12 protein-coding genes are annotated in these 15,302 nt (G+C 30.0%); 5 read left to right on the forward strand and 7 right to left on the reverse strand.

Translation table 11 applies throughout. The features are described from left to right. Positions 1-5: 5 nt before the first annotated feature. From HY951_17090 to HY951_17100, 3 genes are all read right to left on the reverse strand, one after another. Positions 6-2,069, reverse strand: a complete 2,064-nt coding sequence (locus HY951_17090; GenBank protein MBI5541779.1) for an OmpA family protein — start codon at positions 2,067-2,069, stop codon at positions 6-8. A 14-nt stretch (positions 2,070-2,083) separates the two neighbouring features. Continuing rightward, the gene (locus tag HY951_17095; protein ID MBI5541780.1) at positions 2,084-3,136 is read right to left on the reverse strand and encodes a tetratricopeptide repeat protein; all 1,053 of its coding nucleotides are present in this window, start codon (positions 3,134-3,136) and stop codon (positions 2,084-2,086) included. Between the two features lie 107 nt (positions 3,137-3,243). After that, positions 3,244-5,196 (reverse strand): PD40 domain-containing protein, encoded by a 1,953-nt coding sequence (locus HY951_17100; GenBank protein ID MBI5541781.1) that lies wholly within the window; start codon positions 5,194-5,196, stop codon positions 3,244-3,246. A gap of 308 nt (positions 5,197-5,504) precedes the next feature. Between HY951_17100 and HY951_17105 the strand changes: the two genes are divergently transcribed. From HY951_17105 to HY951_17125, 5 genes are all read left to right on the forward strand, one after another. Beyond that, entirely contained in the window at positions 5,505-7,985 is a 2,481-nt protein-coding gene (locus HY951_17105; GenBank protein ID MBI5541782.1) for a PD40 domain-containing protein, read from the forward strand. A 5-nt stretch (positions 7,986-7,990) separates the two neighbouring features. Further along, positions 7,991-8,563 (forward strand): YfiR family protein, encoded by a 573-nt coding sequence (locus HY951_17110; protein ID MBI5541783.1) that lies wholly within the window; start codon positions 7,991-7,993, stop codon positions 8,561-8,563. 28 nt (positions 8,564-8,591) lie between these two features. Beyond that, entirely contained in the window at positions 8,592-10,448 is a 1,857-nt protein-coding gene (locus tag HY951_17115; protein ID MBI5541784.1) for a response regulator, read from the forward strand. 109 nt (positions 10,449-10,557) lie between these two features. Next, positions 10,558-10,905, forward strand: coding sequence for an Hpt domain-containing protein (locus HY951_17120; protein ID MBI5541785.1), 348 nt, complete (start codon positions 10,558-10,560; stop codon positions 10,903-10,905). Positions 10,906-10,922: 17 nt separating this feature from the next. Then, positions 10,923-11,684, forward strand: a complete 762-nt coding sequence (locus tag HY951_17125; protein ID MBI5541786.1) for a toxin-antitoxin system YwqK family antitoxin — start codon at positions 10,923-10,925, stop codon at positions 11,682-11,684. Positions 11,685-11,756: 72 nt separating this feature from the next. Here HY951_17125 and HY951_17130 read toward each other — a convergent pair whose 3' ends face one another. The 4 genes from HY951_17130 to HY951_17145 form a co-directional block, all read right to left on the reverse strand. Next, entirely contained in the window at positions 11,757-12,944 is a 1,188-nt protein-coding gene (locus tag HY951_17130) for an FKBP-type peptidyl-prolyl cis-trans isomerase (protein MBI5541787.1), read from the reverse strand. A gap of 1 nt (position 12,945) precedes the next feature. Continuing rightward, positions 12,946-13,800 carry an FKBP-type peptidyl-prolyl cis-trans isomerase gene (locus tag HY951_17135; GenBank protein ID MBI5541788.1) on the reverse strand — a complete coding sequence of 285 codons (855 nt, stop codon included), beginning with the start codon at positions 13,798-13,800 and terminating at the stop codon, positions 12,946-12,948. A 223-nt stretch (positions 13,801-14,023) separates the two neighbouring features. Then, positions 14,024-14,983, reverse strand: a complete 960-nt coding sequence (locus HY951_17140) for a T9SS type A sorting domain-containing protein (protein ID MBI5541789.1) — start codon at positions 14,981-14,983, stop codon at positions 14,024-14,026. Between the two features lie 54 nt (positions 14,984-15,037). Then, complete coding sequence (locus HY951_17145) at positions 15,038-15,271, reverse strand: T9SS type A sorting domain-containing protein (protein ID MBI5541790.1); 234 nt, start codon at positions 15,269-15,271, stop codon at positions 15,038-15,040. Positions 15,272-15,302: the final 31 nt, after the last annotated feature.

The following is a 15,302-nucleotide window of genomic DNA, read 5'->3' on the forward strand; positions in this document are numbered from 1 at the left end:
TATACTTAATTTTGAAGAACTTTAAACTCAACCCTTCGGTTTTGCTGACGTCCCTCTTCTTTATCATTAGAAGCAATTGGCTGTAAATAAGCGTATCCTTTAAATTCTAATCTGGAAGTTACTATACCTTTAGAAATTAAATACTCGACTACGGCTTTTGCTCTGTTTTCTGATAATTTCTGATTGGTTTGTAATGAACCCTGATTATCGGTATGACCTGAAATTTCTATACGGATATTCGGGAAATCGGTAAGCATTTTAACAAGTCGGTCAAGCTCAGGGAAAGATTCAGGACGTAATGTTGCCTTTGCGTAATCGAAGAAAATGTTTTTAAGAATAACTTTTTGTCCAACAGCCATTTTATTAAGTAGTATATCCTTTGTTATTTCCTGATAATTTGTTGCTGCAGGAATATCAAAATTTTCTGAATGGAAAAGATATCCTGTTGCCTTAACAGCAATTCCGTAATTTCTTCCAGATGGCAACGAAATTAAATAACGACCGGTTGAGCTGTTTGATGATGATGTTGAAATAACTTCATTTTTAACATTATCTACAATTTCAATCTGAGCTTCAACAGGATTTAATGTTAATGCATCCTTTATAGTTCCTTTAAGTATTGTTAAACGGGTTGTTTTAATTTCTACCTGCTCGGCAATAATACTTTCTGCAACAGGTTCTACATTTGCTAACAAATTATCTTCATTATGTAAAACAGGAGTTTTTTCAGGACCACGAAAAGTTATCATATAAATATCATAGTCGCCTTGTCCATCATCACGTGAAGAACTGTAATAACCATGTTTACCACTTGCATTCATTATAAAAAACAAATCATCGTCAGGAGTATTAACAGGGTATCCAAGATTTTCAGGCTTTGTCCATGTACCATCATCACTAAGTGTAGTTTTAAAAATATCAAAACCACCCATAGTATTATGACCCCTTGAACTAAAATAAAGTGAACGACCATCAGGATGCATAAAAACACCTTCTTCATCATATTCGGTATTTATTGCACTTCCCATATTCTTTGGTTCTGCCCATCTCTCTTTTTCGGAATCCCAACGGGTTTCCCAAAGATCGTGTGCTCCAAAACCATCGGGTCTGTCACTTATAAAATACATTGTTCTGCCATCAAACGAAAATGATGCTGAAGTTTCATGATAATCTGTATCTATGAATTTTTTTAAAGGTGAATCATCAGGGGATGTCCATTCAGAACCTTTAAGACTGGAAACAAAAATATCACCATTATTAGTTTTTCCATTAAAAGTAAAAAGCTGTTGCCCATCAGGCGAAAGACCAACGGTTGCATCATTATTATTAGTATTTAACGGCTTACCAACATTTTTAGCAACTCCCCATGAATTTCCATCATTATATGATAAATAAATATCCTCAAAAAATAAATTGTCTTCAGGATCACGGCCCCCACCATATGTATCTTCGCGACGTGAAGTAAACATCATCATTGACTCATCAGCTGAAATAAGAGGACTATATTCGGGATACATTGTATTTATTGTTGGTCCAACATTATCAATAAAAACGCGAATAGGATTTTTTATAAGGTCTTTACCAACGTTACACTCTACAATTCTTTTATCAATATCTTTTCTTTTTGCCTGAAGATCAGAAGGAGAAAGAGAATTTTTATATTTTGTATAAAGTTCAATTGCCTTGTCGAATTCAATATTAAGATGGTAGCCAGAAGCTAATACCCACATAATATCAGGTGCAATACCCGGATTAACACTATAAGCTTTTTTATAATACTCGATACATTTCACACGCTGTATTGAATGTAAATAACAATTTCCTATTTTATAATTCAACATTGCATTATTCGGCAATTTCTGAACAACAGGCAAATAAAAATCAAGAGCTCTTCGTAAACCTCCTCTTCCAAGTGCATAATAATCTTCGGCCTGTTTCAGATTATCTTTTGCAACTTTATAATCATCTTTGCTAACAAAGTCCTCTTTTTTAATTTCAACTTCCTGAGCTTTTACAATACCTGTAAACACTATAAAAACAACAGTCAATAATATTCCTATTTTTTTCATAATTCTAAATGTTATTAATTACATTCTGAAACAAAAACAGAAGCAGCTTTAATACCTAATTCGTCTGCTTTCTTCCAATCATCACAGGCTTCCTTTACCATTCGAAGTTCTTCTTTTGCAATACCACGATTTAAATAAGCATAACCATAACTTGCATCTTTCTGAATTAATTTATTAAAATCATCTATTGCGCCTTTATAATCTTTCATTTTAATTTTTGCAGAACCAAGATTATTATATGCAGCCAGATAATCATCTTTTAACATTATTGCCTTGTTAAAATCTTCTATGGCACCTTTAAAATCTTTCTTTTCGAATTTTGCACTACCTCTGTTGTTATATGCAATAACATAGTCAGACTTAATTTTAATAGCCTGGGAATATGCATCTATTGCTTCATCATATTTATCTTTTTTACGCAACACACTACCCAGATTATTATATGTAAAATCTAAGTTAGGGTCAATTGTTAGTGCTCTTCTATAATCGCTTATCGACTCATCAAATTTTTCGAGTTTTCTATATGCACTTCCACGATCATTATATGCTAATGCATATCTTGAGTCAATTTGAATTGCACCTGTATAGTCCTCAACTGCTCCCTGATAATCATCTGCCATAAATTTAAGCATGCCTCTGTAATAAAAAGCTTTAGCATCTTTTAAACCTTTATTTATTGCTAATGTATAATCAATTACTGCTCCCTGATTATCTTTTAGCTGTTGTTTTGCTCTTGCACGTGAGTAATAAGCAGTAAGCATAGTAGAATCATATTTTAAAGTAGCATCAAAATCTGAAATTGCATCCTGCAACATTTTCATTTCTACTTTTACACTTCCACGATTAAAATAAGCTTTTGCAAAATCAACTTTATAACTAATTGCTTCGGTAAAATTATTTACAGCATCCTGATAAAGTTTATTTTTATAATTCTCAATACCTTTATTATATGCCATTTCAGCTTCCTGATTCTCGGCAACAACTAAAGTAGTATCACCCTGAATCTGTGCTATAACAGTAATTCCGGTACAGAAAAACATAATAATAAATGGAAATAGATTTTTCATACACGCATTTTTTAATTCAGTTTACGAATAATGCGTGCAATTTAAGTAATTATAAAATAAATTAAAAATTGAATAAATTAAAAATTACTAAGACTTCTTTAAGTGCTTTAAGACAACATATTAATTAAAACTTTATTAAGCGGATACCATGACAATGTGTTAATAACTTCGCTGATATGTACTCTTTTACCATCTTTATATACAACTATCCATGCATCAGGGGTTCCACAACTTATTCTTTCTTGTTTAGCACTAGAATATTTGTCGTAACTACCAATTAAATATTTATACCAACCTTCATGATTTTCCATTGAAATCTCTCTTTTCCCCGGATATCGCTGATGTAGTTCTGCATATGGAATTTCGCGATGACAAGCTCCAACCTGAACCTTAAAAGCAACATTTGATGAACTTATTATCTGATCTGATTTTGTTTGGTTTGTATCATCGTTTTTTGCTACAACATCAGTCTTAACTTCATTACTAACAACTGCCTCTGATTTATTTTCAACAATAGGGTCATTATTTAAAACAGGTTGTATTTCAGTTTTATTTTCTGATTTTATTGTATCTTTTTTTTCTTCACCTCCATTATTAACATTCACAAATAAATTTGATGGTTCACCATTATCAACCGGAATACGATAATTATCAGGATTATCAACAGTATCGGTTTTGTTTACCATTGCAAGGTCCTGAATCTTTTGAAAAGAATAAATGTCAATAAAACCTAAGCCATCTTTTCTTATTGCAGAAAAATATCCATGTTCGTTTTCATTTTCTCCAAATACCTGACAATACATTTCATTATCAGGAGTATTTAATGGAAATCCTAAGTTTTCGGGTTTTGACCATTTTCCATCAACTAAATTTGTACGAAACATATCAAATCCTCCCATTGAATTATGTCCTGTTGATGAAAAATATAAAGTTTTACCATCTTTAGATAAGGAAACACCTTCTTCATCATAAATAGTATTTACATCACTACCCAGATTTTCTGGATCAGACCAATCTCCATTATCACTTAAATGAGACACAAAAATATCTCTTAAACCAAAAGTTTTATCATCTCTATTACTAACAATATACAATGTTTTTCCATCATCAGAAATACACGCAGATGACTCATGTGAAGAAGTATTTATTTTGCTTAGTGCTTTTGGCGATGACCATTCTCCATTATTAAATTCATACTCATATAAATCGCCACCATTTATTAAACCACGGTAAATAAATAACAATTTACCATTAAAAGATAAACCAACACTTGCATCGTGCGAAGAAGTATTTACATTTCCATTAATTTTTTGTGGCATCAGCCAACCATTTTCTCCTTTTGTTGACTGATAAATATCTTCATAATATTCCAATTCATTTGGATCAATCTCTCCACCTGTGCTACCCTCACGTCGTGATGTAAATATCATTAATTTCTCATCAGAGGTTATTAACGGTGCATAATCACTATGAACTGAATTTACGATGCTATTGTTTTCGATTTTAACATTTACCGGATTAGAGACCAACAATTTTCCATTCTCACATTCTGAGATTTTTTTATTAATCTGTTTTGAAATTTCGGTTTTATCAGAACCAATATATGCACTTTCAAATTTCTTATAATGTTCAATTGCATTATCAAACTGTAGATTATAATGATACCCTTGACCAATTGCATATTCAATTTTTGAGTCAACATCTGATTTTAGGCTTTGAGATTTTAAAAAATAATCTAGTGAAGCAGCTTTATCTGATGAATTTAAATAACAAACTCCTATTTTAAAGTTTAAAATTGAATAATTTGGATTAAATGAATTTGCTTTTAAATAATATTCGAGTGCCTGAGGGTACAACCATTTCTTTTGTTTAGAAAATAAATCATCGCCTTTTTTAATATTTTGTACCGCTTGATTAAATCCGGTTTCGTCTGTAAAATTCTTTTTCTTAAATTCAATATCCTGTGCATTTACATTTACAAATATCATTAAATTAACAAATAGAAAAAACACAACAAATTTTACAGATGAACCAAAAGATAATTTGGAGATAAATTTCACTTGCATATTATTAAAATTATAATGAATTACTATATTATTAAATCATCAATATAGTATTTACCCATTTTACTTATACTAAAGTAACAATGTGTTAAATTTATTAAGTACACATTATTAGAAAGTTATAAACTGCTAAATGTTAAGAAATATCTTACATTAGTTTTTGACAGTCATGTTATTATACTAAAACAAGATTATCATTTTAAATTTCAAATTCTTTTTATAAACTTAAAATAAATGCGTTAATTCAATTAACTTTTATAAAACACAAACGTATAAACAGCAAAATTGAAAGAATATAAATAAATATGACTAATCATCTGTTAATCAAAATAATATTTTTCTTTATTTTATTCCTTAATTTTAATATCTTTTCAGAAAGAATTAATGCTCAGGATATACCCCAAAATAGAAAAAAACTTCAGAAGCTTGCAAATGAACATTTTAACAATGAAGAATTCAGTAAAGCCTTGCCATTATTATTAATACTTGACAGTTTAACTCCGGATAATTTTGAGATTAAATATGAGATTGGTGCTTGTTATTTAAATACTCCTTATGAAAAAACCAAAGGAATTCCATATCTTGAGTATGCATTAGAAAAAGGGGGTAATCTGTTACCAAATGTTGTTTTTTACGATTTAGGTACTCTCTATCATATTAATTACCAATTTAACGAAGCAGAAAATCAATTTAAAAGATTTTTAGAAATTACCGAAAAAAACAATCACTTAAGATTGTCTGCCTCAAGAATGATTACTATTTGCAATAATGCAAAAGAAATATATTCTAATCCAATTCTTACCGAAATTTATAATATTGGTGCTCCTATTAATTCCGATAATAGCGAAACAACTCCGTTAATTTCTGCAGATGAAGAAATAGTATTTTTCACAAGATCTTTTTCTAAAACTTATGGTCAGTTAGATATAGAATTTTTAAAAAAAATATATTGTTCGGTACTAAAAAATAAAAAATGGCAGGAGCCATTTGAAATTAATATCGAAAACCCAATTGATGGCATGCAAATATCATTGGCAGGTACATCCCCGGATGGTGAATTATTGTTTTTTTCAATTGGCAATGAGACGTCTTCAGACATTTATTTCTGCAGAATAATAGACGGAAAATGTAATAATTTTAATAAAATGCCTGATGTTATAAATTCATCTTTCTGGGAAGGGAAAGTGAGTATAACACCTGATGGCAATACTCTGTATTTCTCGAGTAACAGACCTGGCGGATTTGGTGGAAAAGATATTTATGTTGTTACAAAAGATGAAAATGGAAATTGGGTTGATTTAAAAAATTTGGGTTCCTCTGTTAATACTGAGTTTGACGAAGATGCCCCATTTATTCATCCTGATAACAAAACTCTATATTTTTCATCAAATGGTCACAATACTATGGGTGGCTATGATGTTTTTACAAGTGTTAAACAAGATACAACCAACAACTGGACAGAACCGACAAATTTAGGTTATCCAATAAATACAACCAGTGATGATATTGGTTTTGTGATTTCTGCCAACGGAAATAATGCATATTTGTCTTCGGCACATGATAACCAGTATGGAAAACATGATATTTACAAAGTTGTTTTACATAAAACCATTCCGCTTACTTTAATTAAAGGCGTAATAATGGGTGGCGATCCTCCCAAGCCTGTAAAAGCAAAAATAAAGGTCATTGATCACGAAACAAAAGAAAGACTAAGATATGTGTATAATCCGAGCCCTAAAAACGGAAAGTACCTTCTTATTTTTCCACCAAATAAAAATTACGATATGATTATTGAAGCTGAAGGTTATTACCCTCAACTTATTAATATTTTCGTTCCAAATCAAACCTATTTCTATGAACTTTTTCAGGAAATATATCTTAAACAAGTTAAAATCAACGAAAAAGATAGCGTTATTGGACAAGAAATAACTATAACAAATACTTTCTATGATATATATAAAACAAAGGCAGCAGATAGCCTGACAAGCGAAGAGGAATCTAACAAAGTACACAAATTTGACGATTTACTAAAAACAGTTGAAAATATTATAAACTCTACGGACAGCATAGGATTAGATGCCCTTGATAGCCTTGCTGAGAATAATAACATTCTGGAAAATAAAAACAACAAAAAGTCATCTAACAAAGAATATAATGACTTATTAAATTTAATCGAAAACGCTATTGAAAAAACAGACTCAATTTCATTACTTCTTTTAGATGCCAATACCATTTATAATGATATAACAAGCAGTGTTTACTTTTTTGGAGTTGATAATATATCAAATAATTTAGAAAAGGTTATTGTAGACAATGACACAATATATACACTTCCTAAATTAAATACTATTAAAAATAAAGAACAAAACAAAGTTGAAATAAAAAATGAACGAATTTTTGAATTTAAAACATCATCAGAAAATAGCAGAAAATATGTTTACATCAATAATATATACTTTGACTCAGGGAAATCAATTATAGATAAAAAATATTCACAAATATTGAATAGCATAGTTGAACTATTGTTAATTAATAAAAATTTAGGTATTGAACTTCATGGATATACAGACCCAGTCGGAGATGATGATGTTAATTTAGAATTATCAAAAACCCGCGCATTTAATGTTATGGAGTTTATTGTTTCGAAGCAGGTAGAGTCAAACAGAATTATAATGAACGGACATGGCGAATCTGGGAATGACTCAAAAGGTAAAATAAATGAAATGCAAATGTTAAGGAGAGTAGAACTTAAGATTTTTGAAGTTAAAAACCCTTCTCAGGAGTAATATTTATGAGGCATTTCATTTCACATATAAGTCAAGTTATATTTTTATTATGGATAGTTGCATTCATTAATTTACCAATTAAAAGCTACTCTCAACAATATACAGAATACGAATTAAAAGCCGCATATATTTTTAATTTTGGAAAATTTGTACAATGGCCAGAAGAAGCGTTTAAAAAATCAACTGATCCTTTCATTATTGGCATTTTTGGCAACGATCCATTTGGTGATATACTACAACAAACCATTCAAAACAAATCACTTCAAAACAGGCCAATAATTATTATTAATATTATAAATATTGAAGATGCATCAACATGCCATATTCTTTTTATAAGCAAAACAAATAAATTTAATTTAACTCAGGTAATTCAATCTTTAAACAATAAACCAGTTCTTACAATTGGCGATAACATAGAAGAATTTTGTCAAACCGGTGGAATAATAAATTTTACCGGGCAACACTCACAAAAAAGATTCGAAATAAATAATAAAGCTTCGGCAAGGGTAAATTTAATAATTAGTTCTAAACTTTTAGTATTATCAAGAATTGTTACAGAAGATGAAATTAAATTTTAGTAACATATCTTTTAAATATAAAATTATTTTGGTTATTTTATCAGTAACCTTAATTACTCAAATAATTGCAGCCTACTTTTATGCAAGATATGACAAAAATGAATTTGTTCAGAAAAACATACAAAGTCTTGAAATAATTTCACAAATAATTTCTAGTAATTCTACAGCAGCAATTTTATTTAACGACTCCAAACAATCTGCAGATATTTTAAAATCACTTAAAGCTGAATTACACATAAAATCAGTTTGTATATATAATGACAAAAAGAAACCATTTGCTTATTACAGAAGAGACAGTAATATAACAATTCCCACACAAGCAATATTTACAACTAAAAATGGCACAACATTAAGTGAAAATTATATTACACTTTTACGACCAATTTTTGACGAATCAGACAATAAAACAATCATAGGTTACATCTTCCTGGATCGCGACTTAGCAGACTATGATACAAGATTTTCCAAATCATTATTAGTTTTAATAATCATTACATTTTCATCATTGGTTTTTGCATTAATTATTTCCACCCAAATGCAAAAAATAATTTCAGTACCAATAAAAAAACTTTCTCAAACTGTTAAGAATATTACAGAAAATGGTGATTTTTCTGTAAGAATTGAAAAAAAGGGAAATGACGAAGTCGGTGAACTAACAGGAGGTTTTAACGGAATGTTATCCAAGATAGAAGAGCAGAACGAAGCACTTATATTAGCAAAAGAACAAGCTATCGGTTCTGCAAAAATAAAGGAAGTATTTTTAGCTAACATGAGCCATGAAATAAGAACTCCAATGAATGCGATTGTTGGAATGTCAAATCTTATACTTGGAACACCAATAAACGACGAACAACGCGATTATTTGCAACACATTAAAACATCTGCCGATAATCTTCTTATTATAATAAATGACATTCTGGATTTCTCGAAAATTGAAGCAGGAAAAATTGAATTTGAGAATATCAGGTTTAATATAAACGATACATTAGAAAATATACGTAAAACTTTTGACTTTAAGCTTAAAGGACATACGCTCGACTTTATAATTGAAAAAAATAACAACGTTCCAGATTATTTAATTGGCGATCATGTCAGATTAAACCAAATACTTCTGAACCTAGTTGGGAATGCAATAAAATTCACCGAAAATGGAAGTATTAAAATTAAAATTGACAAAACAAATGAAAATGATGATCTTGTAGAATTACAGTTTAGTGTAATAGATACAGGGATTGGAATACCAAAAGATAAATTAGATTTTATATTTCAGAGTTTTAGTCAGGCAGCTAGCGATACAACTAGAAAATACGGTGGCACAGGGCTTGGATTAACAATTTGCAAGCAATTAATTGAATTACAAAAAGGAAAAATATGGGTTGAGAGTGAGCAAGGAAAAGGAAGCTCTTTCTGTTTTACAATACAATACAAAAAAACATCTGCACCTAGCTTATCAGAATTACAACAATTATCAATTCAAAATATTATTACTGTAACAAAAGATATTTTAGAAAATTCAAGAATATTAATTGTTGAAGATAATCCACTTAATTTATTGTTAGCTAAAACAATTCTTAAGAAACAAAATTTCAAAAACATCGACTCTGCTGAAAATGGACAAGAGGCAATAGATCTAATTAAAAATAATGACTATAACGTTATTTTAATGGATCTTCATATGCCAATTATGGATGGTTATCAAGCAACACTTTTTATAAGAGAACATATGAGTGAAAAGAAAAGACAGGTACCAATAATCGCTTTAACAGCTGCAGCTATTAAAGGAGAACAAGAAAAATGTTTCGAAACAGGAATGAACGACTATATCTCAAAACCATTTAAACCGGAAGAATTATTTTCAAAAATCATACATTTCTTACAACCTTAATTATAACCACATTAATAATTTTAATGTGTTATAAAATTAAATTTTATTAATTTTAAAGAAATATTAAAAAGCATATTACCTGATAATTAATTTACTGTAAATTACCAAAATGGAAATAAACTTAGATTTAAGCTATTTAGAAAATATGGCAGCAGGCGACAATAATCTTATAAAAGAGATGATTGAAATTTTTAAAGAACAGGTTCCAGAGTTTGTTTGCGAAATGAATAAAGCAATAAGCAATAATGATTCAAAAGCACTTGCTTCTATTGCACACAAAGCAAAATCATCTGTTGCAATTATGGGAATTATAAGTCTTATTGAAGATTTGAAAGTACTCGAAAATATTGCTGCAAATAATGAGAGAACAGACGAATACCCCGAATTTGTTAACAGATTTATTTTAAATTCTAAGGAAGCAATAATAAAGTTAAATGAAGTCTCATCAAAATTATAAATAATTAATTCTGCAATATGTTAAAATCAGTTTTAAAATATTTCACCCTATCTTTTATTGTTTTCACAATGTTTGCATGCTCGGTTTTCACAGCAAAACAAGATGATATTGAAGAAAAAGAGGGGTTAACATATTTAAAAGGAACCAAAAAACTTTTTACCGGTGAAGTGTTAGATAATTACGAAAACGGGAAAAATAGTATTTCTTATAATTATAAAGATGGAAAGAAAGATGGCGTTTCAAAAGCCTGGTATGAAAGCGGTCAATTAGAATACGAAGGAAGATATCTTTCAGGATTAAAAGACGGAGAATTTAAAGGTTACTTTAACGATGGAACATTAGGTGCAGTTAGAAACTATTCAAACGGAGTAGAAAATGGTGATTGGAAAATATGGCATGAAAACGGAAAATTAAAAGAATCTGGTCACTTTACAAAAGGACAGAAAGATAGTTTATGGAATTGGTATTATGAAAATGGTCAAAAATGGATTGAAATTAAATTTAACAATGGTAAAGAACAAGGTTTGTGGAAAGCATGGCACGAAACAGGCCAACTACGTGAAGAAATAAATTACCAGAACGGAAAAAAAGAAGGACTTTGGCAGGAATGGAATAAAGAAGGTCAAATAATTTCGAAAGGCTTGTACTCTCAGAACCACGAAAACGGAAACTGGTATGGCTGGTACGACAATGGTAAACCACGTTTCGAAAAACTTTTTAAGAATGGCGATATTATTTATGACAAAGAATGGGATGAAAATGGTAATCCTATAAAATAATATATGTCAAATATAACGAAGCGAAGTATCTACATTATAAATACTTCGCTTCGCAATTTTTAAAAGAAAATTCTACTTCACTCCCATTAATTCAACATCAAAAACAAGGTTTGATTTTGGAGGAATTGCACCAGGATAACCATTTTCTCCATATGCTAATTGATAAGGGATTAATAATCTTAGCTTATCTCCCACTTTCATTAATCCAATACCTTCATCCCAACCTTTAATTACCATACCTTTTCCTAAGTCAAAATCAAGAGGCTGTCCGCGTTGAACTGAAGAATCGAAAATATCTCCATTTTCAAAATAACCGGTATAGTGAACAGAAACCTTTTTTCCTGCTTCTGCTTTAACAGCATCTTTTTTACCTTCGCTAACAACAATATATTTTAATCCTGTTGGTGTTGACAAAGTATCTTTACCTTTTGTATCAAATAAAGCTGGTTTAACTTCAGGTGTAAAATCAACTAATTCAACATCAAAAATTAAATTTGCTTTTGCAGGAATAACAGGTGAACGACCTGCTTCGCCATATGCTAATTGATATGGAATTAATAATCGTGCCTTATCTCCTACTTTTAAAATTGAAATACCTTCATCCCAGCCTTTAATAACCATACCTTTTCCAACCTGAAAGCTTATAGGTTCACCACGTTTTACTGATGAATCGAATATTTTTCCATCTTCAAAATAACCTGTATAATGAACTTTTACTGTTGATCCTTTTGGTGGTCTCTGATTATTCTTATTTGTCTGAGAAACCAAAATTAATTTTAAACCTGATGGAGTTTTTAATGTATCTTTTCCTGCTGTATTATATGGTTCTACCTTTACTTCAGGTGTAACTTTCATAAGTTTTACAGTAAATTTTAGAGTAGAATTTGCGGGAATAGAACCCATACTTTGCGATCCATAACCTAATTCTGCAGGAATAATAAATACTGCTGAATCACCTTCATTTAATAAAGCTATTCCTTCGTCCCAACCTTTAATTACTTGACCTTGTCCAAGTACAAAAGCAAATGGTTGTCCGCGTTTATACGAAGTATCAAAAATTGTATCATTCATTAATTTGCCCTCATAATGTACTGAAACTCTATCGCCTGGTTTTGGTTGCACACCTTTTCCTTTTTGAAGAATAACGTATTTAAGCCCTGAAGCTGTAGTTTTATAATCCTTTTCCTTTATCTGACTCATGGTTTGAAATGTTATAAGATTAATTGCTAAGGCTGTTAGCCATAAAAATTTTATTTTCATATTATTCAATGTTTATTAGTTCTATTTCAAAAATTAATGTCGAAAAAGGTTGTATCATTTTAAACTGCTGATCGCCGTAAGCAAGACCTGAAGGGATTATTAGTGTTGCCTTTCCACCTTTTTTCATCATACCAATACCTTCTTCGAGCCCGGGGATTACTTCTTTTTCGCCAAACTTGAATTCAAAAACTTCGCCACGTTTTAAAGAGGAATCAAAAACTTCGCCACTAACAAAAGAACCAGTATAATGAACTTTTACTTTTTGTCCAACCTTTGGATAACTTCCCTTTCCTGCCTTATCTTCGATATAATAAAGTCCGGTACTTGTTGGTTTTACAGTAATATTTGCATTTTCAATAAATGATTCCAGAATTTTTTGTTCCTGTTCGGCTGTCATTAAATCTGCAGCCTTTTTCTCTTCTAAAAATTTATCATAACTAAAAATTTCAACAAGCTTAATATTAAAAACTAGCTTATCTCCTTTCTTAATAAATTCAGGAATTGCACTGTTTTTTGTTTCTAAAAAGAATCTTTCGGCATCTACAACAAACTCTGCACTGTCGCCTTCATGCATTAATGCAAAAGCATCATCAATAGTTCCTCCGTTTTTTGAAGCAGCATTCATTTTCATTCTAAAAGGCTGCCCGTTAAATTCTTTAGTATCAAAAAGTACTGAATCTTTCTCAGTTGTGTATTTCATTTTAATAACAAGAATATCGCCAACAACAGGTTTCTTATTATTATCGTTTCTTACAAAGAACTTGTATTTCATTCCTGAAGTATCAGTAACATAACCATCAGAATTACAAGAGTAAGCTACTATAATAAGAGCCAATAAATAAAAAATATTCTTCATCAATTTATTGAATAAGCGGACAAAGTTAATTTTAAAATTGAAATTGAGATTATTGCCTTTTTAAAGTTTAACTATTTTTAAATGAAAAATTGACTTAAAGTAAATTGCGGTGGATTAATTTGACACATTAGATTCATCGTTTCGTTGCACTACACTCATAATTACAAAGGAGGACATAGTCATTCAGAACGAAACAAAGTGAAGTGAAGAATCTATAAGCCTACTACTTTGTTATCTTTTTCAACGCAACAGTTTTACCATTCTCCACCTTTACCAAATACAACCCCTTTGCCAACTTCTCTGTATTGATCACAAACTCATTTTCCTTAGTTATTGTTTGCAAAATTACTTTGCCCGTAATATCTAAAACACTTAAAGTTGTATTTTCACTAGGTATATTGTTAAACTTTACATTAAGGTGGTTAACCCATGGGTTTGGGTAAATTGTTATATCTTCTGTGTTTTTTACTGTTTGCTCACTTACCCCCAACCAATTCTCGCAAAAAAGAGAATCCGGGCTAACACATACATCATCTATATAATAATATGCATAATTATTATTTGTAGGCGATAAGTTTAAAGTATCAGTATGTGCATCATCAAAAAAATTGCCTAACAGTATATACGAATAAGCCGAATCGGCAATAAAAGAACCGCTTATTCTTGTCCATTTAGCAGTATCGGTAATTATTGTATTAGTATAAAAGTGCGCTGTGTTATTTATTGGAGCAGGGTTAGAATATGAATAAGGAATTGTTGAAAATTTAATGCCTATTTTATTTGAGGCAATTGTTGTACCTAAATTAATTCCCCCAGAAAGGTTTACATAAAATGAAAAAAAATATTTTTGATTAATCACAAAGGAACTTACTAATTGTGAACCTATAAACTCTCTGTTATTTTGGGGTATTGGAGTAAAAGTTATTAATCCTAGAAAAGCGTTCCCTGAATGAGAATATTGATAACCTGCAGAACAATTTGGTGGTACAATATCTAAAAAAGAAGAACAAGAGTTATAATAATCTGGAGTTTCTCTACAAACAAACCAATTTTGACAATACAATAGTTGATCCATATAATTTGGACAAAAACTATATTGCTCATAACTTGGATTGGAAACTAAATTTTGAGTAAAACTATTAAAAGGGAAAAAAAATAACAATAAACATAATATTTTATTCATATGAAAACAAGAATTTGAAAGCCTGATTTTCACAGGCTTTCAAATTTACAAGATTTATTTAACAATAATGCATTTTTTAATATAAACGTTATTTGTTGTAGAAATAGAAATAAAATAAGTACTTGCGGGTAAGAATGAGAAATCATTATTTACTTCAAAAAGCTCACTATCAAAACTCTTATTAAATACAATTCTACCTGTTATGTCACTAACGATAATATTTGTGATAACTTCGTTAGTAATTGATGAAATAGTAATATTACCATTTGATGGATTTGGATAAACAATTACATTAGAATTTTCTAATTTTTGCGCAAGT

It is taken from the genome of Bacteroidia bacterium (genome assembly GCA_016218155.1).
Classification (GTDB): Bacteria; Bacteroidota; Bacteroidia; order Bacteroidales; family GWA2-32-17; genus GWA2-32-17.